Annotated in this window: 18 protein-coding genes; 11 read left to right on the forward strand and 7 right to left on the reverse strand. The window is 41.1% G+C overall.

The window, feature by feature from the left end; translation table 11 throughout:
• Positions 1-90: 90 nt before the first annotated feature.
• From PMAN_RS15195 to PMAN_RS15210, 4 genes are all read left to right on the forward strand, one after another.
• Positions 91-2,970: a TonB-dependent receptor gene (locus PMAN_RS15195; protein WP_010557727.1), complete on the forward strand. Its 2,880-nt coding sequence runs from the start codon at positions 91-93 to the stop codon at positions 2,968-2,970.
• Positions 2,971-2,992: 22 nt separating this feature from the next.
• Positions 2,993-7,297, forward strand: a complete 4,305-nt coding sequence (locus PMAN_RS15200) for an alpha-1,6-glucosidase domain-containing protein (RefSeq protein WP_010557726.1) — start codon at positions 2,993-2,995, stop codon at positions 7,295-7,297.
• Positions 7,298-7,621: 324 nt separating this feature from the next.
• On the forward strand, positions 7,622-8,167 hold the full coding sequence (locus PMAN_RS15205) for a PH domain-containing protein (protein ID WP_010557725.1): 546 nt from the start codon (positions 7,622-7,624) through the stop codon (positions 8,165-8,167).
• Between the two features lie 107 nt (positions 8,168-8,274).
• Positions 8,275-9,036: a hypothetical protein gene (locus tag PMAN_RS15210; protein WP_010557724.1), complete on the forward strand. Its 762-nt coding sequence runs from the start codon at positions 8,275-8,277 to the stop codon at positions 9,034-9,036.
• An 80-nt stretch (positions 9,037-9,116) separates the two neighbouring features.
• On the opposite strand, the gene PMAN_RS15215 is transcribed toward PMAN_RS15210, so the two are convergent.
• Positions 9,117-9,461 (reverse strand): rhodanese-like domain-containing protein, encoded by a 345-nt coding sequence (locus tag PMAN_RS15215; RefSeq protein WP_010557723.1) that lies wholly within the window; start codon positions 9,459-9,461, stop codon positions 9,117-9,119.
• A gap of 5 nt (positions 9,462-9,466) precedes the next feature.
• Complete coding sequence (locus tag PMAN_RS15220) at positions 9,467-9,655, reverse strand: YgaP family membrane protein (protein ID WP_010557722.1); 189 nt, start codon at positions 9,653-9,655, stop codon at positions 9,467-9,469.
• A gap of 131 nt (positions 9,656-9,786) precedes the next feature.
• Here PMAN_RS15220 and PMAN_RS15225 point away from each other — a divergent pair, with 131 nt between their 5' ends.
• The 3 genes from PMAN_RS15225 to PMAN_RS15235 are packed head-to-tail and all read left to right on the forward strand — an operon-like array spanning position 9,787 to position 14,433.
• A complete protein-coding gene (locus PMAN_RS15225; RefSeq protein WP_006794225.1) occupies positions 9,787-10,089 on the forward strand; it encodes an ArsR/SmtB family transcription factor in 303 nt (100 codons plus the stop codon).
• 5 nt (positions 10,090-10,094) lie between these two features.
• Positions 10,095-13,370 (forward strand): efflux RND transporter permease subunit, encoded by a 3,276-nt coding sequence (locus tag PMAN_RS15230; protein ID WP_010557721.1) that lies wholly within the window; start codon positions 10,095-10,097, stop codon positions 13,368-13,370.
• Positions 13,360-14,433 carry an efflux RND transporter periplasmic adaptor subunit gene (locus PMAN_RS15235; RefSeq protein ID WP_010557720.1) on the forward strand — a complete coding sequence of 358 codons (1,074 nt, stop codon included), beginning with the start codon at positions 13,360-13,362 and terminating at the stop codon, positions 14,431-14,433. Before PMAN_RS15230 ends, PMAN_RS15235 begins: the two co-directional genes overlap by 11 nt.
• Here the strand turns inward: PMAN_RS15235 and PMAN_RS15240 are convergent.
• The gene (locus tag PMAN_RS15240) at positions 14,426-15,103 is read right to left on the reverse strand and encodes a nitroreductase family protein (protein WP_008130030.1); all 678 of its coding nucleotides are present in this window, start codon (positions 15,101-15,103) and stop codon (positions 14,426-14,428) included. The genes PMAN_RS15235 and PMAN_RS15240 overlap by 8 nt on opposite strands.
• Positions 15,104-15,290: 187 nt before the next feature.
• Here PMAN_RS15240 and PMAN_RS15245 point away from each other — a divergent pair, with 187 nt between their 5' ends.
• From PMAN_RS15245 to PMAN_RS15260, 4 genes are all read left to right on the forward strand, one after another.
• Entirely contained in the window at positions 15,291-16,172 is an 882-nt protein-coding gene (locus PMAN_RS15245; RefSeq protein WP_010557719.1) for an ABC transporter ATP-binding protein, read from the forward strand.
• Positions 16,173-16,181: 9 nt separating this feature from the next.
• Positions 16,182-19,760, forward strand: coding sequence for an ABC transporter permease/M1 family aminopeptidase (locus PMAN_RS15250; RefSeq protein ID WP_010557718.1), 3,579 nt, complete (start codon positions 16,182-16,184; stop codon positions 19,758-19,760).
• A gap of 170 nt (positions 19,761-19,930) precedes the next feature.
• Entirely contained in the window at positions 19,931-20,242 is a 312-nt protein-coding gene (locus tag PMAN_RS15255; protein ID WP_010557717.1) for a Bor family protein, read from the forward strand.
• Positions 20,239-20,568, forward strand: a complete 330-nt coding sequence (locus PMAN_RS15260) for a Bor/Iss family lipoprotein (RefSeq protein WP_008127820.1) — start codon at positions 20,239-20,241, stop codon at positions 20,566-20,568. The genes PMAN_RS15255 and PMAN_RS15260 overlap by 4 nt, the downstream gene beginning before the upstream one ends.
• A gap of 13 nt (positions 20,569-20,581) precedes the next feature.
• Here PMAN_RS15260 and PMAN_RS15265 read toward each other — a convergent pair whose 3' ends face one another.
• The 4 genes from PMAN_RS15265 to PMAN_RS15280 are packed head-to-tail and all read right to left on the reverse strand — an operon-like array spanning position 20,582 to position 24,455.
• On the reverse strand, positions 20,582-21,820 hold the full coding sequence (locus PMAN_RS15265; RefSeq protein ID WP_006794233.1) for an ABC transporter permease: 1,239 nt from the start codon (positions 21,818-21,820) through the stop codon (positions 20,582-20,584).
• The gene (locus tag PMAN_RS15270) at positions 21,813-22,520 is read right to left on the reverse strand and encodes an ABC transporter ATP-binding protein (RefSeq protein ID WP_006794234.1); all 708 of its coding nucleotides are present in this window, start codon (positions 22,518-22,520) and stop codon (positions 21,813-21,815) included. The genes PMAN_RS15265 and PMAN_RS15270 overlap by 8 nt, the downstream gene beginning before the upstream one ends.
• Complete coding sequence (locus PMAN_RS15275; protein ID WP_010557716.1) at positions 22,520-23,686, reverse strand: efflux RND transporter periplasmic adaptor subunit; 1,167 nt, start codon at positions 23,684-23,686, stop codon at positions 22,520-22,522. The genes PMAN_RS15270 and PMAN_RS15275 overlap by 1 nt, the downstream gene beginning before the upstream one ends.
• A gap of 55 nt (positions 23,687-23,741) precedes the next feature.
• Complete coding sequence (locus PMAN_RS15280) at positions 23,742-24,455, reverse strand: YIP1 family protein (RefSeq protein WP_010557715.1); 714 nt, start codon at positions 24,453-24,455, stop codon at positions 23,742-23,744.
• Positions 24,456-24,549: the final 94 nt, after the last annotated feature.

Raw genomic sequence — 24,549 nt, forward strand, 5'->3', positions numbered from 1 at the left:
CACAAAATATTCACCTTTTGGTTACAATTTGTTGGTTGTGTTTTTACTGCACTGACACACCACACAAAAAAATAACCAAAAGGCACACACATGCAAAAGTTTAAATTAAATGCGCTCATGCTGGCATTATTTGCCGCCAATAGTGCTATTGCAGCTACTGAAGAACTACCTGAAGAGACGAGCAAAACCGCTCAAGTTCAAACCGATGTAGAAGTGATTGAAGTGCGCGGCTTTAGTCGCAGCTTAATTCAATCGCTTAACCAAAAGCGATTTAGCGATACGGTGTCAGAACAAATTTCTGCTGATGACCTAGGCGCATTGCCTGATATTTCAATGGCCGATGCACTGACTCGTTTACCAGGTATTTCAGCTGTGCGCACTGGCGGGCAGGCTGCACAAATTAATATACGCGGGCTGTCGGGCGGCTTTGTATTTTCAACACTTAACGGTCGTGAGCAGGTATCTACAAGTGGTAGCCGCAGTATTGAGTTTGACCAATACCCATCAGAATTAATTAGCTCTGCGGCGGTATATAAATCGCCAAAGGCATCGCTTATAGAAGGTGGTGTGGCAGGTACGGTAGAGCTTGAAACAGCCAGCCCACTTAATAATGATCAAACGCATAAATTTGTAGCTAATGTGCGCGGTATGTATAACGACCGTGCATCTGAGGTATCGGATGCCACTGAGTTTGGTGACCGAATTAGCTTTTCGTATCAAGGCAAATACCTAGACGATACATTAGGTGTAGCACTGGGGTTTGCGCGTTTATTTCAGCCAAGTGTAGCAACACAGTTTATTGGCCTTGCATACAACGATAGAAAAGATGTTGATGGCGTACCAAACGACACAAATGGCCCCATAGATAGCCCAGAAAGTGAATACATTAGCGAGGGCTTTGAGCTACAGCATTTAGGCGGTGAAGAAACCCGTAATGGCTATTTGGCTGCCATAGAGTGGGCACCGGTAGATAATTTTAAATTAAAAGGTGATGCGTTTTTATCGCGCTTTGATAAAGAGTCATTTGCCCGCGGTTTTAGGGTTAAGTTAGGCGGCCCATCTGCAGCATACGCAAATGCGCAACTTGATGGCAATGCTGTAATTGGTGCTGCGGTTAATCGTACTTCACAAAGTTATACCCGTGTTGAAATAGTGAATGACGACAACCAAGATTTTGACGAAGTAGACAGCTTTGGCGTTAATGCCGATTGGCAAGTAACCGATAGACTAAATGTTAATGCTGATGTAGCGCTTTCTCGCGCAAAAAGTAATTTTAGAAACGGTTTGTTGTGGAGCTTAGTAGCTGAAGATGCCAATGCAGAAACGCCAGTATTTGATAACAACGTTGCAATTAACTATCAGTTAAATGGGTTAAATTTACCTGACGTTGGGTTTAATCAGGCGGCCGCCTTTAGCGATATAGACCGAGTAATGGTCAGTAAATATGGTATTTACCCTGATCAAACAGAAGATGAAGTAACGGCATTTAGACTCGATTTTAAATACGAGCTAGAAAGCGATATTTTTAGCTCAGTAGAATTTGGTGCACGCTATTCAGATAGAGAATACAGCCGAAAGCGCTCGGTATTTGAGTACGGTAACGACGGGGCATTTTCAACAACGCAGCCCCCTTTGCGTTTAACCGACGATATGGCATCAGTGGTTGATTGGCAAGGCGACTTTAGTTATTTCCCATCGTATTTAGCCATTGATTTAGATAAAGCACTTAATGCATGGTTTCCAGATGGCACGCCAGAACCCGTTCAAACATGGGGCAATGCCGATGGTGTAGACGATGCGCAAGGTTACACAACGAACTATTCGTGGTCAGTGTTACAAAGCGGCTCGGTGTTTGAAGATGTGCTAGCCGCGTACGTTATGGTAAACATTAACACGCAAATTGCCGGCCTTGACCTATCAGGTAATGTGGGGGTGCGCCGTATTGAAACCGACCAATCAGCAACCGTACTTGAAAACGTAGCAGGCGATGCGCGCTTAGGTGCGCAAAATATTGTTGATGAGAATGGCATTGTAAATGACTTATACGCGCCTAATGTATTAGGCACTAAATATACAGATTACCTGCCTTCGCTAAATTTAAACCTGCAACTTAACGACAACTCGCTAGTTCGTTTTGCTGCGGCTAAAGTTATGTCGCGTGCGCCAATTAACCGCTTAGCGGGCGATGCCAGCGCAAACGTAAGTGACGATGGTGTTATTAACGGTTCAAGTAACAACAACCCATTTTTAAAACCCTTTTATGCCGACCAGTACGACTTATCTTACGAATATTATTTTGAAGAAGGTAACGGTACTGTCGCTGCGGCGTTATTTTATAAAAATATAGACTCGTTTGTTGAAACGCTATCGATTGAGAACTTCGACTTTAAAGGTAATGGTTTTAATGTCCCTGACTCTATAGAAGATCCAGTCAGTGGTGAGCAAGTTGCTACAACAAACGGTATTTACACCACAGCAGTTAATAATGGCGAAGGTGGCTACATTAGAGGGCTAGAGCTTGCCTATACGCAAGTGTTTACCTTTTTACCAGAGCCATTTAATGGCTTAGGCGCTAATGCAAGTTACTCATACACCGAAAGTGAAATTGAATCGATAACCAGTTTAGGGGGCGATACTCTCGTTCAATCTTTACCTGGGTTATCTAATAATGTGCTTAATGCTACGTTATTTTATGCTTTAGACGATTTTGAAACCCGCCTTAATGTACGTTACCGCGATGAGTTTGTATCAGAGCAGGTTGCCATTAACGAACAAGTGGTTAATTTTGATGCTGAAACAGTCATCGATTTTCAAACGTCTTATCGCTTTAGCGATTCACTCACCATGCTTTTGCAAGTTAATAACTTAACCGATGAACCAACCCAAAGTTACTTTGGCTCAGAGCAGCGAACAGGGACTACTCAGTACTTTGGTCGTCAGTTTTATCTTGGTTTTACATACAGTCATTAATTAGCAAACGGAGCGTTTAAAAATGAAAATTATAACAATGTCTAAATATTTGCTAATAGCCTTAGGGTTAATGATATTAGCAGGATGTGGTGGGACAGATAAGGTTGAGTCGGGGCAGCAGCTTTTAACCTGTAATGTGCCACAAGTACCAAACGAAGCAGGCTCGCAATGTGTGGACCCTGAGCCTATAACGTGTGCAGCGCCTACTGTACCGGATGATAAAAACGAAAGCTGTGTAGTGGGCGCCGACCCAACATTGCCTGATCCTATTGTATTTGCTGCTGAAGGTGAGGCGGTTTTATTTTATAACCGTTTAGCCGACGATAACTACGAAGGTTACCGATTACATTCGTGGAATAACGATGTGTGTGATGCTTACGCACCTCCGTTTGACACGAGCGATTGGGCTAACGGCCATGAATACGATGGGATTGACCCAAACTACGGTGCCTACTGGATAATTGACCTCAAAGACGGTTATAACGAGTGTGCTAACTTTATTGTGCACATTGGCACAGAAGGATCGGGTAAAGCGTTTGGTGATGTTGATTTAACCATGCCGCTTATGCAAGACGATGAAAAGTTTCAGCGTATGAACTTTACCATTCATGGTGAGCCTTCTGTGTTCGAATACCCTATTTTAAGCTTGGGCGAACGTCCGGTGGCGATAGATGGTGCATCAGCACATTGGATTGATTTAAATACAGTATTGTATAAGCCAAGTAATGAGCTTACACAAATCATTAAGTTACATTCTTCAGCAGCCGCTGACTTGGTGGTTGATTTAGACACTGGGCTAAATGGTGAAACCGTTGAGCTGACTGCAAGTGAGTTAACTGATGAGCAAGCTGCAAAAGTACCACACTTAACGGATTGGACTGCTTATGAAAGTAGTTGGGATGCAGACGCTGCAAAGCAGCTTATAAAGCAACAGCTTGTTGTTGCAGGCTACGATGCCGATGGCAAGCTACTAGAAGCAACCTTTTTACAAACCGCTAAAGCACTCGATGCCCTTTACACACAAGGCGAAGATGATGCTAACGAGGCATTACTTGGCGTAAATTATGGTAATAACACGATTGATGTAACTGTGTGGGCACCCACCGCTAATAACATGGTGCTAAACGTGTTTGATGATGCAAAAACACAAGTGCACTCCACGCCAATGACATTAAATACGCAGACAGGTATTTGGCAAGTAAGTTTAGATACGCAATATGACCGCCATTACTATCGCTTTAATTTTGATGTTTACCACCCACTGACTCAGCAAATAGAGTCGCTATGGAGTACAGACCCTTACTCACTCAATGTATCTGCCAATGGCTTATACAGCCAGCTGATTAATTTAGCCGATGAAGACACTAAACCAGAAGGCTGGGATGAGCGTATCGTGCCTACTATTACTAACCCAGAGGATGCGGTTATTTATGAAGGCCATGTACGTGATTTTAGTGTGCGTGATCAGTCAGTAAGCGAAGCAAACCGTGGTAAATACCTCGCATTCACTGAACTTGAAAGCGTGCCAATGCAGCACCTTAAGCAATTAGCAGATAAGGGCTTAACACACTTTCATTTACTGCCAGTGACTGATATTGGCACCATTGAAGAAGATGCTTCACAGCGTGTGGAAATTACAGACACCTTAGGTAAATTATGTGAGCGTATTAACGATGAAGCTGATGCATGTAAAATCGAAGATAAAAACAGCACTATTGTCGATATTATGCAAAGTTACCTACCTGGCTCAGACGATGCACAAGCATTAGCCAGTGCGATGCGTGATTTAGATGGCTTTAACTGGGGTTATGATCCTCATCATTTTATTGCGCCTGAAGGCTCGTATGCATCAAGCAGCGATGGCATTGCTCGTGTAGTTGAGACACGCGCTATGGTGCAATCACTGCAAGAAGTAGGACTTCGTGTTGTACTGGATGTGGTTTATAACCATACAACATCATCGGGTATTTGGGATAAGTCGGTATTTGATAAACTAGTGCCGGGTTACTACCACCGTTATAGCGAAGTAAGTGGTGAAATAGAGCGCTCAACCTGTTGTGAAAACACAGCGACAGAGCATGTAATGATGGATAAGTTTGTTACTGATTCAATGGTTATTTTAGCGCGTGAATTTGGCTACGACAGTTTTAGATTTGATGTTATGGGGCATATGCCTAAATCATCAATATTAGCTGCGCGTGAAGCCGTGCAAGCCGTTGACCCTGACAACTATTTTTACGGTGAGGGCTGGGATTTTGGTGAAGTAGCCAACAATCGTTTATTCACACAAGCTAAACAAGCTGATATGGCAGGCTCAGAGGTAGGCACATTTAACGACCGTATTCGTGAAGCCGTGCGTGGTGGTGCAATGTTTAGCAATAACCCGACAGATGGCAACCTAGCCGAACAAGACACGTTACGGTTATCGCTGGCGGGCAACTTACAAAATTACATTTTAAAAGACTTTAAAGGTAATTCATCTAAAGGTAATAGCTTTACTTGGAACACTCAACCAACGGCGTATGCACTTGACCCTGCCGACAGCATTCATTACGTATCAAAACACGATAACGAAACGCTGTGGGATCAGTTGCAATACAAACATGCATCAAGCATGAGTATTGAGCAACGTGTGCGCGCGCACAATGTGGCATTGTCGATTCCACTTATGAGCCAAGGCATCCCATTTATGCAATTGGGCGCTGATTTACTGCGTTCTAAGTCAATGGACCGTGATAGCTATAATGCCGGTGATTGGTTTAATGCTGTTGATTTAACCAAAGAGAATAATAACTGGAACATTGGTTTACCTAACGCAGAGAAGAACCAAGAAAAATGGTCTGAAATTATGCCTATCTCTGCTAATGCAGATGCACAGGCAATGCCGCAAGACATAGCTTATGCAGGTGATGTATTTCAAGAATTCTTGGCTATCCGCAGCGCAAGCCCGTTATTTAGATTAACAACGGAACAAGATGTTATCGACCGTGTCGGATTTCACAATGTGGGTAAAAACCAGCAGCACGGCTTAATTGTAATGAGCATTGATGATGGTGAAGAACTCACAGACTTAGACCCAGCACTTGATGCGCTTGTCGTGGTGATTAACGCAACCGAGCAAACTCTTAGCCATACTATTGCCACTGCAGCGGGTTTTGAATTACATGACGTATTAAAAAACAGTGTTGATGCAAGCATGGCCAGCGCCAATTTTGCCGAAGGCGATAACGAAGGCACATTCACTGTACCGCCTTATACGTTAGCTGTTTTTACTAAAAACCAAGGTGAGAGCCAAGGTACTGGTTTAAGTGCAAATGCAACCGTAGGCGCACCTGATGTAGTACCTTATGGCAGCAACGCTGTGTTTGTTCGTGGTACGTTAAACGACTGGGGCACACGTGATGCATTTGAATATATTGGCGAAGGTGAATACCGTATAGCAATTGCACTCAGTGCTGGCGATTACGAATTTAAAATTGCCTCAGAAGATTGGTCTACGGTTGATTTTGGTGCGCTTTCTGATGCCGATAAAGACGTTGTAGAAAACCAAAGTGAGCCACTAACGCGCTCAGGTGCCAACATGACCTTTAATGCAGCCATTGATGCAACTTATGTATTTTCGCTTGATGCTTCAAACCCTGAAAATCCAACGCTTACTTTATTCAACGAAGAGCCATTTGTAGGCACCGCTATTTATGTGCGCGGTACGCTTAATGATTGGGGAGTAACCGATGAGCTGAGCTATCAAGGCAAAGGCATTTACACCTTTACTAAAACACTGAGCGCTGCAAGCTATGAATTTAAAATAGCATCAGAAGATTGGAGCACGGTTGATTATGGCTCTGGCGAGGGGGATGCAAGTGTGATGATAGGCACAGCAGAGCAGTTATCGGTTGCGGGCGCAAATATGACCTTAGATATTGCCGAGCAAGGTGAATACCAGTTTGTATTTGATGCCAGTGATTTAAATAACGTAACGCTCAAAGTACTTAACGCTGAAATGTTTGCACAAACACCGGTGTTTATTCGCGGCAGTTTAAATGGATGGGGAACAGACAACCCACTGATGTACGAGGGTAATGCGGTTTACTCTACATCCATAGAGCTAGAAGCGGGCGACTATGAATTTAAAGTAGCGTCTGAAGATTGGAGTACCGTTGATTATGGCGGTACAGGGGATGCACCTGTAGCCACCATTGGTGAGCTTACTTCACTCGAAGCCATTGGTGCCAATATAGCACTGAATATTACCGAACAAGGTACTTACACCTTTAAGGTAATAGGTCCAGATAGAGAAAATGTGAGCATACTTATAAACAAACAGTAGCAGTTATATTTTCCCAGACCTAAGCCGAGCATAATCCTGCTCGGCTTTTTTAATGCCTAATTAAAAATATATTAAAAACGGGTGTTAACCCATGGTATTCGCGTTCCAATGTGAAAATAAACCTTATGTAAAGTGAAGCCAGTTCAGAACTGAGGTTGAAGATATTTTTTGTTTAAAGGGAGATTATAAAAGGAAGTGTGACAATTTATTTCAATGTAAGAAGTTAAATTGCATTAAAGTTACTGTTCACGTAACTTGAGTATCTAAAGGCGTAAAAACGACCTAGTACAGGGTATACGCTCTAATTAAATTAAGGATAAATTTATGAATAACCTCGTTTTAAAAAGCGCAACTTTCGACCCCAAAGTGCAGCAATATTGGATGCTAATGGCCGCTTTTTTTAGTGTGTTAGCACTCGTGACCATTCCGCTATTACCTATTGTTTTGGCGATTGTGTGGCTGGTGGGAGGACGAATATTGGCGGCTATGTCAGCACAATTGCTCACGCAAAAACTCGTTGTAAAACGCGGGATATTTTTTAAAGAAGAAAAATCAATACCACTTGAAAAAATAACCGATGTAGGCCTAAGTCAAGGCCCAATAATGCGCATGTTTGGGCTGTATCGTTTAAGTTTTGAAACAGCAGGGCAGTCTGGCCACGGTGCACTGGTGTCATTACTTGGTGTTGAAAATGCCAGTGAATTCAGAGAAGCCATACTTGAGCAAAAAGATAACTTAACCGCGAGCACACCAGCAAAATCATCAAATGAAGAAAGCCCGCAAAGCCAACTAGAGTTAATACGTGCACTTACCTATAGCGTAAAAAACATAGAAAACATGCTTGTTACGCTAATTGATGAAAAAAAATAGCTTTTGCTATACAAAAAAGCACTTAATATGGGCCTTAAAAAAATATGCTGAGATATGGACTGTTTTTATATTTGTTGATTAATGCGGCTACTATTAAGGCCGCTGGTATGCCTCCTTATTTTAATGAGGATATAGACACAGAATATAGAACATTGCTAAAGCATGCTGGAGATATATTACCTAAAAGTGATTTACCACTAGCGTATCTGCCGTTATTTTATCCTTTTAGTTTTCTTGATATTCACCCAACTAAGTTTAAAAGTGAGAAAGATAAACAAGCGTTTGCAAACTTTAATTTAGGTGTTTTGGGGCGCAATTTCTTAAATATTAATAAGACACAACTCTCCAAATTACCTAATGTTACGATATGTAAAAAACAAGCATGCAAAGAAGAACGGTTAGGCTTAATTGACGACTTTTTAAGAGTAACGATGAATGAGCTTGTTAAATTAAATCAGTCAAAAGATCTAAATCTGATTCAGCAAACCGACATGTTTGTTTATCGAATAAATAATACATTTTTCACGCCAGCTCAACTTGTTACTTATTATCCTTCTAAGTATGCGGGATTTGTTCCTTCAGCTAATTATAAAGTTTTTAAGTTAGGTGAAAATGAAGAGCTAATGAAGTTATCAGCAGAAACTCAGCAAGTTAGGGAGTTAATGGATGCTTATAATGTTGCTGCTATCACTAAAAATGATGACAAAAGTATGAGCATAATTTTTGGAGGAGTGAGTGATAACCATTGGGGTGTTGTTGTTAATTACAGTTCAAGCATACCAACTCAGGGTGAGTATAACCACATGGGCTTAGAGTATGACATTATTGAAAAAATAACAGAAACGCGCTTTTATTTTCAAACAAATTAAGCCAACTTGAATCAGTAGACTCGACAATTTTTATCGTCGAGTCTACTAACTAAGGCCCTAATTATTTGGGTTTACCATAATTAAAAAGCTTCACACACTTGCGTTGCGTTACAAGTAATAACGGTGACGTTTTCATATCCTATACGTGTAATTGCTTCAGCACTTAATGTGGCGCGTGCGCCACTAGCGCAGTGCAGATAAATTGGGCGGGAAGCGTCTTTTTCTATTTCCATCAACTTTATTTCAAGTAAGCCACGCGGAATATTAATAGCGCCTACAGCAGGATTGGTAGCATGTTCTGCGGGTTCGCGCACATCAATAAGTAAGCCCTTGTTTTCGATAATCTCTTGTTTTGCTTGCTCAGCGTCGATACGTCGTTGGTTAGGTGTAATAACTTTTAGTAAATCGGGGATAGAAGTAAGCATTATATTTATTCCTTAACGCCAAATTTGCGTAGTAGTGTAATCATAGGGCACCAGCTAGTGAAAGCCGATTGAATCAAGTTTAGGGCAATAAATACTGTAAAATATACCCACCTAGGATCGTGATAGGTTTGTAATAAAATTGAGATCACAATCATTATGCCAGCGATCAGACGAAGCGCATTATTGAGTTTCATTATAGTCGGTCACTTATCCAGTTAAATACCTAATTACTATAATCGTATTTTATATATTAGTAAATCCTAATATTAGACTTTTCTAATGTAACAATTTATACTGCGTTCACATTAGGTTATTAGAGCTTTATATGAATATTGATTTTACTGCTATGGCGGGGAACGTTGAGCAAGCAGAGCAGCTATTAAAAATTTTAGCTAATAAAAATCGTTTAATGATTTTATGTTCGTTGCAAGATACCGAAATGAGTGTGACACAGCTTAATGAAGCGGTGCCGTTAGCGCAGTCGGCACTTTCTCAGCATTTGGCTGCCCTTAGAAAAACGAATATTGTTGCTACTCGCCGTGAGGGGCAAACTATTTATTACCGTGTGATTGATCAGAATGCTATTCATCTTTTAGGCACATTGTATGGTTTGTTTTGTAAGGGGTAGTGGTAATGAACATGATTGATAACGCAGTAAAAAGCAGTTTAACGGGCCGTATTCCGGTTATTATTTTTGTGTTATCAATTTTGTTTGGTCTGTTTGCTTTAAAACAAACGCCTCGCGAGGAAGAGCCGCAAATAGTGGTGCCTATGCTTGATATATATGTATCGGCTCCTAATGTAGAAGCGCCCGAAGTGACACGGTTGGTGACTCAGCCTCTTGAAAAGTTACTTTCCCAGCTCGGCGGTGTTGAACATATTTATTCAACCACACAAACTGGCGCTAGCGTGGTGACACTTAGGTTTGAGGTGGGGCATGATCGCGAACAAGCTATTTTAGATACCTACGCCAAGCTTAATAGTTACCAGCATACAATGCCTTCTGTTATTAAAAATTGGCAAATTCGGCCCATTGAGGTCGATGATGTTCCCATTGTTATGCTTGGGCTGTACAGCAAAGATCCACAACTCTATAGCGATTACGAATTAACACGATTTGCAAACGAAATTGCGAGTGCTTTACAGCGTATTGAAAACACCAGCGAGGTAAAAGTGATTGCTGGGCGTAAACGCACGCTCACTATTAATTTAAATGCCAGCGCGTTGGCTGCTCACCAAACAACTATAAGCGATGTACTTTATGCATTAAGTGTATCTAATCAACTTACGCAACTAGGCAGTGTTGTAAATGGTCAGCAAAAAATAGCTTTGCAAGCGGGTGACGTTTTACGTAATAAGTCTGCAGTGGAGCAGCTTGTAGTAAATGTAGTAAACGGTAAGAGTGTTTACTTACTTGATATTGCAAGCGTGATTGACGGACCTGGCGAGAGCGAACATTACCAATGGCTTGCACAATCTTCTAATGCTCAACAGTTACCCATGGTCACATTAAGTGTGGCTAAGCAAACAGGCACGAATGCCGTGGCGATGGCAAACCATGTTCATCAAATGATGGCCGAGTTATCACGCACGCTTTTACCGCCAGAAGTGAGCTACTCGGTATTAAGAGATTACGGGCAAACCGCCAATGAAAAAGTAAATAATCTAACATCAAGCTTGGTGTTTGCAGTATTTACGGTAGTGATATTTGTTGGGGTGTTTTTGGGCTGGCGACCCGCCATTGTTGTTGGATTAGCGGTGCCTATTTGCTATGGCATTACACTAGCACTGGATTTTGCGTTTGGGTATACCATTAACCGAGTAACGTTATTTGCACTTATTTTATCGTTAGGTTTATTGGTAGATGACCCAATTACAGGCATTGATAATATAAGCCGCTTTTTAAATAAAAAAGGCAACAAAAAGCAGCAAATAGTTGGTGCAATGAGCGAAATTCGCGGTGCATTACTTATGTCTACGTTAACGATTATGGTGGCATTTATTCCGCTGGCATTTATTACCGGCATGATGGGGCCATACATGGCACCTATGGCATTTAACGTTCCAATCAGCGTGATGGTATCCACCATTGTGGCGTTTTTTGTAACGCCATGGCTTGCGATGAAGTTACTCAAGCCCAATACGGATACCCACACTGAAATTAAGCCCAAAATCAGTATTTATCAAACGCTATTAAGCCCACTGCTTGTCTCAAAGCAGCGCGCAAAATGGGTATTATGGGGTACATTAATTTTATTTATTATTAGCGCCATGCTGCCAGTGATGCGTTTAGTGCCTTTAAAGTTATTACCGTTTGATAATAAAAACGAGCTACAAGTATTAATAGACATGCCAGAGGGCACAAATTTAGAACGAACCGCAGCCTTTACCAAACAAGTGCAAACACTCACTTGGCAATTAAACGAAGTAAGTGAAATAGCAGCCTACGTTGGTAAGCCTTCAAGCATGGATTTTAATGCCATGGTACGTGGCTATTATCGCCGTGAGGCGACACATTTAGCAGAGCTAAGAGTGTTATTGATTGATAAGTCTGAGCGCGAGCATCAATCACATGCTGTGGTTATGCGCTTACGGAAACAGCTCGCACCTTTAGCAAAACAAGGCATAGTAATAAAAGTTGTTGAAGTGCCTCCTGGTCCGCCGGTATTAAGTACTTTAGTTGCTGAGGTTTACCGAGATGATTTTGTTGATGAGCAAACTCATTACCAAGCAGCTAAACAATTAGCTGAACGTTTAAAGCAAGAGCCACACGTAGTCGAAGTGGATACCTCTATGGTTGCACCTTCACCTTTACAGCGTTTTGTAACCGATAAGAGCAAAGCGGCAATCAGTGCAGTTTCTACTCAAAATATTGCTCAATCGTTAAGTGTTGCAACACAAGGTGAAACCATGGGTGTACTTTACGTAAGCTCTGAAACTGAGCCTGTTGATATTAAATTACAGTTACCATACAGCGAGCGTAATCAAATTTCGCAATTACTCGCACTGCAAGTAAGGGGTGATAGAGACTTAGCTAAAACCAGTAATGAATTTGGCTTACAAAGTGCACCTAGGCCATTAGTGTCGCTTTCAGAATTAGGTGAATTTACGCAACATCAGGTTGCTGACATCCGGGTTCGTAAAGATCAACGCGATGTAATTTATGTTATGGCTGAGCTAAACGGGCGAACGCCAGCAGAGGTTATTGCAGACGTAAATGCTGATTTTAACGCCGAGCCTAACTATTTTGAAAAAACACCGTGGATAAACCGCCACTTTTTTAATAATGGCGGTACTGCACCATGGCAATTCCCTAAAGGCACTCATGCCAACTTTAGTGGTGAGGGTGAGTGGCGTATTACCATAGATGTGTTTAGGGATATGGGAATTGCATTTGCCTTTGCGCTTAGTGCCATATTTATTATTTTACGTGTTCAAACACAATCTGCGAGCTTGTCGCTAATTATTATGTCGGCTATTCCGCTCACGGTGATAGGTATTATGCCAGGTTTTTGGTTATTAAATCAGTTTGGTGAACGTGCTATAGCTGGCGCTCCTGAGCCGGTATTATTTACCGCCACAGCAATGATTGGGATGATTGCCCTTGCTGGTATTGTGGTACGTAATTCGCTTATTTTAGTCGAATTTATTAATCAAGCCCGAGGCCAAGGTATGGCTATAAAAGATGCGCTGGTTGCTGCTGGAACAGTGCGCATGCGCCCTGTATTACTAACCGCAGGCACGACTTTATTGGGTAACTTAGTAATCACACTTGACCCGGTATTCAGCGGGCTCGCGATTGCGATAATTTTTGGTATTGTGGCGTCTACTGTATTTTCGTTATTTGTAGTGCCACTTGTTTATTATTTAGTGTTTGCAAGTTCAGAGGGTGAAGCGCATGCAGGGTAAATCAAAACTAATCGGCGCTTTAATCGCTTTATTGGTAATTATTATGGCTGTGCTTTACATGGCAGGCAGCTTTTCTGACCAACAAGCTGCTGGTTTAAAAGAATCACAACAAAGTAATTATCAAGGTGAGCGAGTCACCATTGCGCTGCAAAGCATCACCGGTATTGAGCAGGTACCGGGTAGTGTAATTGCAAAACAAAATACGCAAATTTCATCAAATGTTATGGCGCAGGTGGAGCAGCTAAAAGTACGAGCGGGCGATATGGTCACTAAAGGCGATTTACTTATTACCCTCAAGCAAGATGATTTTAAAGCGGCGTTAGCACAAAGCGACGCGAATATTAACGCGGTGAAAGCATCGTTGACGCAAGCTCAAAAGCAATTAGTTAGAATGAGTGATTTAAATGCGAAGGGGTTGGTGCCTGTTAGTGAATTGGATGAGGCTAAGGCTAAATTTGATAATCTCACTGCTAATTTAGCCGCCGCTCAGCAGCAACAAGCACAAGCAAAAGTGGCGCTAAATTATACTCAAATTATAGCGCCTATTTCAGGGGTTGTGGTTGAGCGTTTAACCGAGCCCGGCGACACCGCCACTCCGGGCAAGCCACTTATTACAGTGTATAACCCATTGCAATTACAGCTCGAATTTAATGTGCGTGAACAACAAGCTGTAAAATTAAAACTCGGAGATAGCTTAAATGTGGCCCTTCCATCTTTGGCAATAACAACACCTGCCGTAGTAAGTGAGATTGTCCCTGTTGCCGACAATAGCGCGCGTAGCTTGCTTATTCGCCTAGATACGAATGCACAGTTAGGGTTAATTCCTGGGCTTTACGCACAGTTGCAGTTACCTACAAAAAGCGCTCAAGGTATTTTAATTGAGCCAAGTTGGGTACATGAGTTTGGGCAATTAAACATGGTGTATGTACTAGAAAACGAAACGCCAGTTAAACGTTTCGTAAGGTTAGGTACAATGGTTAATAACAAACAACATGTAATTGCTGGCCTTAAAGAGGGAGATATTCTTGCTATTGATTATTCCCCCTTGCACGGGATTAAATAAAACTGGCTATTTCATCAATCGATTTTTTATCTAGTGCATGCATTGGTACTGTTGCATGCTCATCCGGATAGCCTGCAATTAATAGCATATAAGGGCGCTCGTTATCTTTATCGCGGCCACAAATGTCTGTTAAAAAGCTCATAGGTTTTGGGGTGTGAGTAAGCGTTGCAAGGCCTGCTCGGTGCAGAGCTTGTATTAAAAACCCCGTTGCTAACCCAACAGACTCATGCACATAGTAATTTGTATTTTTATCGTCAGTACTCACGCCGCCCTTTTTTTGACTAAACACAGCAATAAGCCAAGGTGCATGCTCTAAGTAGGGTTTGTTCGCGTCAGTCCCTAATGGTTTTAATGCATCCAGCCACTCCTCGCCTGCTCGCCCTTCGTAAAAAGAGCGCTCTAGCTTTTCAGCCGCGTCGCGTATTTGTTTTTTTACATCGCTACTGTTAATAGCCACAAAATGCCAAGGCTGGTGGTTTGCACCACTAGGTGCTGTACCCGCTGCTTTTATACAGGTTTCGATAATCTCTTTTGGCACTGGGCGGTCACTAAAACTGCGAATGCTATGGCGGCGCTGGCTTGTTTGTAAAAATTCATTTGCACGGGCTAACATTTCATCGTGTGAGTATTCTATAAAATCGGTCAATGGCTGGTTTTTATGTTCTTGCATGGCTTTTCGCTTCTTATCAATAGTGTGTGGTTTTTATACCCAGAGGCTCACTTCTTAGCAAGTGTTATTAGAGTGTGTTGCTGTTTATTTATTGTTACAAAGTTGGCCACAGCGTAACTTATGTTCCCGTTTTTAATGTGGTATAAAACAGTATAAAAATAATACTTACAATTCAAGGAAGTAAAAAATGCTATCAATAACAGGGTTATCAAAAACCTACGACAACGGCGTGCACGCTCTGCAAGGTGTTGATTTATCAATAGGTAAAGGCATGTTTGGGCTACTTGGGCCAAATGGTGCCGGGAAGTCATCGCTAATGCGCACTATTGCAACGTTACAATCTGCCAACGCGGGGGCAATTACCTTTGATGGTATTGATGTATTTAAAGACCCACAAGCACTGCGCCAACGTTTAGGTTACCTTCCGCAAGATTTTGGTGTTTATTCGCGTGTTAGTGCTTACGACTTGCTAGACCATATGGCTGTTTTAAAGGGGATTCATAATAAAAGGGAGCGTAAAGAGTCGGTTGAAGGCCTACTAGCACACACTAATTTATATCAACATCGCTCAAAAGCGGTAAGTGGCTTTTCGGGCGGGATGCGCCAGCGTTTTGGTATTGCTCAAGCGTTATTGGGCGACCCTGATTTACTAATCGTTGATGAGCCAACCGCAGGGCTAGACCCTGAAGAGCGAAATCGCTTTCATAACTTGTTAGTAAGCTTAGGCGAGCAAAAAGTCGTTATATTATCAACCCACATAGTAGAAGATGTGGCTGAACTATGCCCTAATATGGCGGTACTGGCTGGTGGTAAAATTTTATTAGAGGGTAACCCGATTGCCCTCACCGACAAGCTGCAAGGCCAAATTTGGCGCAAAGCCATGAGCCAAGAAGAAGCGCAAGAGCTTGAGCCACAGCTACCTGTTATTTCTAAACGCTTATTTGCTGGGCAAACCATATTGCATGTATTAGCGGAACAAGCCCCTGAAGGTTTTCAATCAAGCCATGCAAACCTAGAAGACGTGTACTTTTCTACTTTGCTCAATCATCGTAATAGCCAAGTAGCATAAGGAGGCGTTATGTTTTTTAATATGCTCGCGTTTGAGCTGCGCTATTTTGTGCGCCAGCCCTCGTTTTATATCATTTCATTAATGTTCTTTTTTATGGCGTTTTTTATCAGCTCTTCTAGCAAATTTCCGCTAGGCGGCGCTAATGTACATATGAATTCGCCTTTTTCAATTATGATGTTGACCATTACATTTTGTGTATTTGCGATGTTTTTGGTAGTTAACTTTGTTGCCAGCTCCGCTATTAGAAATAGTGAAACTAAAATGGATGAACTGGTTTTTAGTAAGCCTGTTAATCCTGTCCCTTATCAAACTGGGCGCTTTTTTGGTGCTTACTTAGTGGTGCTGGTTGTATTTTTAACCGTGCCTTTAGGAGTACTTTTAGGGTCGCAGTTTGGCTTATCAGTTGGATGGCTCGATAGTGAGCTAGTGGGTCCAAATAAGTTTGTGTATTACGCTGCACCTTATTTTTATATTGCAGTACCCAGTTTGCTGGTGCTTTCGGCTATTTTTAACAGTGTGGCTGTCTATTTTAAAACGATGATGTCGGTGTATGTCGCAGCCGTTGTTATTTTTATCGCCTATCAAATAGCCAGTGCTTATTTTGATGATTTAGCATTTAGAAATATAGTTGTTTACGCCGACCCATTTGGCTTGGGGTCTTTAATTGATTTGACGCGTTACTGGACTGTGAGTGATAAAAACACAGAAGTGCTAACCCTCACAGGTGACCTTTTAGTTAACCGTATATTGTGGGTGGCAATCAGTATTACAATGTTTTTTGGTCTTGGAAAGCTAAGCAACCGCATAGTAATTAAAAAACAGCAAAAACAATTTAAAGTCTCTGCTTTTGTTCAAAATAAACAAGCTGCACTTATCAACAGTGCTAAAAATTATAAATCAGCGGGGGTTAGTACTCCATCTCAGCTAATAATGCGCAGTATATTCGAACTTAAACAAGTTATATTTAGTGCTCCTTTTATGATTTTAGCGGGTGTAAGTATTGTAACGCTTATGATCCCGCTGTTTGCGCCCATAGGCGCTTACGGCACAACTAACTGGCCGATCACCGCGAATATGGTAAATATTATTAGCGGTATTTCTGGTTTATTTTTGTTTGTTATTATCGCTTTTTATAGTGCAGAACTTGTATGGCGCGAACGTCAAAGTGGTATGGGCGATATTGTTGATAGCTTTCCTGTGCATAACAGTGTTTTTTGGGTATCAAAAATACTGGCGTTAATCACGGCTATTTCAGGCTTGTTTATTGTTGGAATGATACTAACAATCACAGTGCAGTTATTTAAAGGGCAATTTAATTTAGAGTTGGGGCAGTATTTATTCAGGATTGTTTATTTATCGCTTTTACCATTGATTATGCTGACGGTGCTTGCCTTCTTTTTACAAATTATTAGCCCAAATAAATACGTAGGGATGGGTTTGTTTATTCTTTATTACATTGCCCAAATCGTAATGGATTCTTATGGATTTGAACACCATATGTATCATTTTTCGAAAAGCAGCAGCGTACCGTACTCTGATATAAACGGTTATGGACACTTTTTGGAAGCAGCGCATTGGTACACATTGTATTGGGGCGCGTTAAGTCTTGTTTTGGCTATTGTAGGATTTGCGTTATGGCATAGAGGACCTTCACAAACACTACGTACACGACTGTCTCTGCTTCGTTATAATATGTCGTTAAAGGGGCAAGTAATTGTTTGTGTTAGTGCACTGGTGTTTGTTGGTGCAGGTTATAACATTTATCACAATACGCGTGTTTTAAACGAATTTATCACAAGCGATGCGTTTCAAGACAAGCAAGTAAGCTATGAAAAACAGTTTGCACAATATAAAGATTTAGCAGTGCCTATGGTGACCGATGTTGACTTAACTGTTGATATTTACCCTAAAAAGCGTGCTTTAAGTGCAGTTGCAAAAATTAAGTTTACTAATACATCTAATGAGCCAATTTCGCGAGTATTGATCACCTCACCGCAACACGCCAAAAGCTGGGATGTAACGATGGCTGGCGGTAAAATTGTTGAAAAATTACCAGCGCTTTATTCTGCATGGTTTGAATTTGATCAGCCCCTTATGCCAGACGAGGTAAGAGAAGGGCAGCTGTCTGTCACTCGCGAGCATACAGGCTTTACCGATAGTGGCTCCGATACACAGTTAGTGGCTAATGGTACGTTTATTAATAATTGGGAGCTTTTTCCTAACTTCGGGTACAACCGTGGTTTACAGGTGGCTGATAAATTTAAGCGCCGTAAACATGGCTTACCAGAGCTAGAACGAGCAAATAAACTTGAAGATAGCCAGTACTATACACAAAGTGATTTTGGTCAAGCTACTGGGTTTATTAACTTTAGGGCCAGGGTAACGACCGATGAATCGCAATTTGCGATTACACCTGGTTATTTACAAAGTGAAAGCGTAAAAGATGGGCGCCGAACCTTTGTTTATGAAATGGATGCACCTATTATAAATTTTTATGCGGTGCAGTCGGCTGAATTGGAAAGTAAAAAGGTTGAGCATAATGGTGTAAATATTGAGGTTTATTTCCATAAAAGTCATGCGTGGAATGTTGACCGCATGATTGAATCGGTTCAAGACTCGATAGATTATTTTACACAAGCATTTGGCCCCTATCAGCATAAGCAATTACGTATTATTGAATTTCCTCGCTATCGCTCATTTGCGCAAAGTTTTGCTAATACTGTTCCTTATTCAGAAAGCATTGGTTTTGTTACAGACTCAAGGGATGAAAGTAAAATTGACCTGCCTTATTACGTAACTGCACACGAAGTAGCGCATCAATGGTGGGGTCATCAAGTATCAGGCGCCAATGTAGAGGGGAGTGAAGTTATGTCCGAAACGCTTTCACAATACAGTGCGCTTATGGTGCTTGAAAAACGCTTTGGCCCAGAAAAGCTACGTAAGTTTTTAAAATACGAGCTAGATAGGTACTTAATGGGCCGCACTGGAGAAGCGTTTGAAGAGATGCCACTATATAAAACCCAGGCTCAGCAATACCTTCATTACAATAAAGGATCTGTTGTTATGATGGCGATTTATGATCGCCTAGGTGAAAAACGCCTAAACGCTGCACTTAAGGCATTTTTAAATGAGTTTAGATATCAGTCAACGCCATACCCAACAACACTTGATTTACTAAGTTATTTAAAACAAGACGCAACCCAAGCTGAGCAAAACTTTATTGACGATCAGTTTAAATATATCACTTTGTATGAGCTGGAAATGAAAGAGGTTTCGATTTCAGACGAAGCCGACAGTGAGGGCTTTTACAGTGTTACGTTAAACGTTGAAGCTGTTAAGCAACGTGCTGATGGTCAAGGTGAAGAAACAGAACAGCCACTCGATGAGTTAATTGATATTGTGTTGTTTAGTGACGATCCTGAAAATCTACTCGCTGAAGATTTTGTGATTTACTCACAAAAACATCAAATAGTAACGGGTACTAATATTATTGAGTTAAAGGTAAAAGAAAAACCTTTATTTGCAGGGGTAGATCCGTACGTAAAACTGGTTGATAAAGACAATGTAAATAATTTGGCTAAGTTTTAATAGCTGAAACTAAACTTACTCAAAGGCCGCAATTTTGCGGCCTTTTTTGTGTAAAAAACTGTTTGAAATCTGTAAGGTTGGCTACATTTTTCGCACAGCTTTTTACTCATTATTTTACTGGTTTACTGTAAAGTTTATTTACTGAAAGTAAGTACCAAGTAAGGACAAACATGAAATCATTAATAATGGGGTTTGTAGTATTAGGCTTAAGCGCCTGTTCTGCGGTTACCATACAGCCACACGCTATCGCAAAAATTACAAGTAAAGCGACCTACGAAGATAGCCGTCCATTTTATTTATGGGGATTAGTAGGAGAGGAACGTGTAGATGTAAAACAGATTTGTACAGATACACAAGCGGCTCAAATGCAGTCGCAACAAACATTTAGCGATGGTGCGTTGGGTTTAATTACGCTAGGCATTTATTCACCACATACCATAAAGGTATGGTGTGAAGAGCAAAATACGCAGGAGGCGTTATGAATCTTAAATTAATTTTAGGCAGTATTACTTTTGCTATGTTAACTGGTTGCACAAATATTTACTTTGATAATGGTGTACCTGAAAAAGTTAATAACCAGTCGCACAATAGTTCTCAGTGGCATCATAATTTTGCTTTAGCTTTGTATGAGGGATCTGATGCGGTTGACTTAAGTGAGCATTGCCCGCAAGGACAATGGCAAACGGTGCACACGTATAAGTCATTTAGTAATGGAGTAGCGGAGGTTGTAGTTAATCAGATAGGCCCGGCTTGGTACCCTAAAACAGTTGAAGTGAGCTGCACTAAGGTACCTTTTAAAGCTGAGTAGAGATTAATGCTGATTATTCGTATCGTAATGCTTCAATAGGGTTTAGCCTTGCCGCTTTAATAGCAGGGGCTAAGCCAAATATAATACCGATAAGTGACGTAAAACCGAACGATAGCATCACAGCCCAACCAGGTATGTAAGCATCCGGCATACTGGGAACCATAAACGAAATCAATGCGGCAGCACCATAACCTATAGCTAAGCCAATGAGTCCGCCAAATAACGATAGCACTACGGCTTCCACCAAAAACTGTAGCATAATAAAGCCGGGTGTTGCGCCCAATGCTTTAAGAGTGCCTATTACACGGGTACGTTCAGTCACCGATACCAGCATAATATTCATTACGCCAATCCCCCCTACAACAAGGCTTATACCAACAATACCAGCAGTGATTGCCGTGGCGCTACCTGTAAACTTATCAACATTAGCACGGGCTTTTTCAGCGGTTTCAAATTCAAAGTCGTTTTCTTCACCGTCTTTTAATTTATGTAATTGGCGTAAAATACGCGTTATTTTAGCTAAAGTAAGCTCTTCATCGACCCCTTCTTTAAGTCTAAACATTATTTGCACGTTACTCGTGCTACTAGCACCCTCTAACGCGCTCATGGTACTGATCGGAATATTTATATAATCATCTTGATCAAAGCCAAATAAGCTACCTTGTTTTTCGGCTACTCCAATGATCCTAAACCATTCGCCACCAAGTTTGATATATTCGCCTACGGGGTTATCGGGTAAATTTAACTTTTCAATAATAGAAGGACCAATGAACGCAACCCGACGGCGTTTTTCGTCATCTTCCGCGCGAATAAAGCGGCCTAATTCTGGAAACGTGCGGTATGCTTTTTGGTAATCTTGTTCGGTTCCCATCACGCGTGATGAATGGCTTTTATTTCCGTATTCAGCTCCACCAGAAAAACGCCACGTAAACATAAGTGCGGTCAGTGTTTCGGCTTCTTTTATACGTGCTTTTAGTGTTAGAAAATCGGAGTAAGTCAGTTTTGCGTTTTTACCAACCATTTCTTGCTCGATGCTTGTAAATGGTTTGATTGAGGTTACATCGGGTGCCATGTCAGCAAGTTGATCGTTAATTTGTTTAGTAAAGCCCTGCATAACTGCAACCACAGTTATAACGGCTGCAACACCAATAATAATACCTAAACAGGTTAATGCGCTGCGCATTGCGTTGGCCTTAATAGCCATTAATGCTGCTTTTGTTCCTTCCATAATGGCAATGGCAGATTTAAACATGTTGTTTTTCTCCTTCGCCTTTTTTTACGTCACTGACTACCTTACCATCGACTAAGCGAATAACCCGTTGGCAATGGTCTGCAATTTCTTGCTCGTGGGTGACTAAAATAATAGTGTGTCCCTCATTATGCAGTTCATCAAACAAGGTCATTATTTCTGCTGTGGTCTTACTATCAAGATTACCAGTGGGTTCATCCCCCAGTAAAATATGTGGTTTAGTTACTAATGCGCGAGCAATGGCTACACGTTGACGTTGCCCACCCGAAAGCTGACTTGATAGGTGATCAACCTTGTCGCCAAGACCAACGCGTTGCAATGCTTCAAGTGCTTTTTGTTTGCGTTGTTTTGCGGGTATAAAACGATAAACCAAGGGCTGCATTACATTTTCAAGTGCAGATGCGCGAGGCAATAAGTTAAAGCTTTGAAAAATAAATCCGACGCTTTCATTGCGTTGATGGGCAAGCTCGGTTTCGGTCATACTTTTTACAAGCTTATCTTTTAAAAAGTAATCGCCACTAGTGGGTGTATCTAAGCAGCCAAGTAAGTTCATTAAAGTTGATTTACCTGAGCCTGAAGGGCCAATAATGGCTACGTATTCATTTTCATTCATGACGATATTTACATCATCTAACGCTTTAAATACTTGCTCGCCCATTACATATTGTTTGTTAATGTGTTCTAACTTAATTACCGCAGACATTATAGTGTTTCCTCGTCTGCGTCATTTTTAAGTGAAACAACATCGCCTTCTTGCAGCTTGCTAATTGGTCGAGCGGGGCCAATAACCACATTATCGCCTTTGCTTAGCCCCTCTGTTATAGCTTGCTCAATGTCAGACGAAATACCAACACTTACTATTACTTTACTGACGGTATTATCGCTATTTAAGCGCCATACAAAGGTTTTACCCTCTTCTTTTTGTATTGCTTCAATAGGGAGCTTTAAACCATTTTCGGCAATACTGGTGGCAATTTCTGCTCGGCAACTCATACCCGCATAAAGTTGGCGATCTGTTGGGTCTAATAATACTTTAACTCTAAAAGAAAGCCCTTGCGAACCTGGTTGGTTTTTAGCTGATGTACCAATATTAATCACTTTGCCGCTAAATGGTTCGTTAGGGTAGGCTGCGGCATAAATATCAGCTTGTTGATTTAGTTTTATGCTGGCTATATCTGTTTCATCAACTCTAAGCTCTGCTAAAATAGCGCTAGGGTCGGCAACAAGCATAAGGTCTGAACCAATAATATTAGTTGTGCCTGCAATAACTGTTTCACCTTCTTTAATATTAACCGATGCCAGTAAGCCACTCATTGGCGCTCTAAATACACTTTTACTTAGGCGATCTTGTGCAATTTGAAGCGACGCTTGCGCTTGGTTATATGACTCTTTGCGTGATTCGATATCTATTTTTGCTAGATCGCGAGCACTTTCGATATTTTCAAAGCTTTCTTGATTTCCTAATCCAACATCGTATAGCTCTTTTTGCCTTTTTAATTGGCGCTCTAAATTAGCAAGGCGAGTTTGGCTATGTTTTATTTCAATTTCGGTAGCGCGTAGAACGGCTTGGTTTCGGTTTACTTCTGATTCGAAGGCCGTTGTATCAAGGCGCATTAAAATATCCCCTTGCTTAACGCTTTGCCCTTCTTCTACAAATACCTTATCGACACGACCAGTTACCTCAGAGCGCAATTGCACTTGGGTATTAAAAACTAGATTGCCCGACGCCATGATTGAATCAGCAATATTCCCTTGCTCAACCTGCGCAATATTCACTTGGGCTTGCTTTTTATCACCGGTCACCTGCTTAGAGACGATTAGGCTTACAAAAGCGACTATAGCTATCGTTATTATTATTGCTTTTTTCATATATACATCTGTCCGTGAATAAGTAGCGCAAAGGTAAAATACCTCTGCTTATTAATTACATTGCGGCAATAATTGCCCAAATACCAAAAATAACGAGTGTTGGAAGCGCCGAGAAAAGTAACGCTTTATTTGTTGAAAAATTTGTCCAACATTTTAAGCCAACCATTCCTAGTCCAATCCCCCAAAGACTACTTAGCTTTAATGATTCTAGTAATGTATAAAATGCGCTACCAGGCTCTAACCCAACAACAAGCTGATTAATTGAATCAAAGTTAAATACTGCTGTTTGAGATATTTGATCGGTACTTGCACTAAGTACAAGTGCTATCGTACCTAAATTTAGAACAATATTTGGCATTATTGTCCAAATAGTAAAACCATACCAAGCACCATAGCTGTGCTCTGACTCTGGGTCTAATTTAGCAATGAGCATATAATACACAGCCATGATCGCGGCTATGATTGCAGTACCTAATACGATTGATATCATGCTAATCCATACTTGTATTTCGGCATTTTGTTCAATGCTTTGGCGAATCATTTTTTGCTCGCCAATTGTTGCATCAACACTTGCAGCTGCAAATTGCTCGTTAATCAAAAACTGCATATCAACGGTAGAATAAAAAATATAAATACTCGCCATTGAAACTAAAGATATTGTTATAAAAGCAAGCCATGACCAACCTTTGGCGTGCTCAACACCATTGAAAGCTTTGCTTGGACTAATGTAAATATCGAGTAGGGCGCTAAATGCGTTAGGTGATTTCATTATTATTCCTTAATAACCTATATGTGATTTGGTAAACACTTGATACCAATGGATAGATTAATAATATAGGAAAAAGTATGTACTAATTTTATTC

Origin of the sequence: Pseudoalteromonas marina, assembly GCF_000238335.3 — a bacterium.
GTDB lineage: Bacteria > Pseudomonadota > Gammaproteobacteria > Enterobacterales > Alteromonadaceae > Pseudoalteromonas > Pseudoalteromonas marina.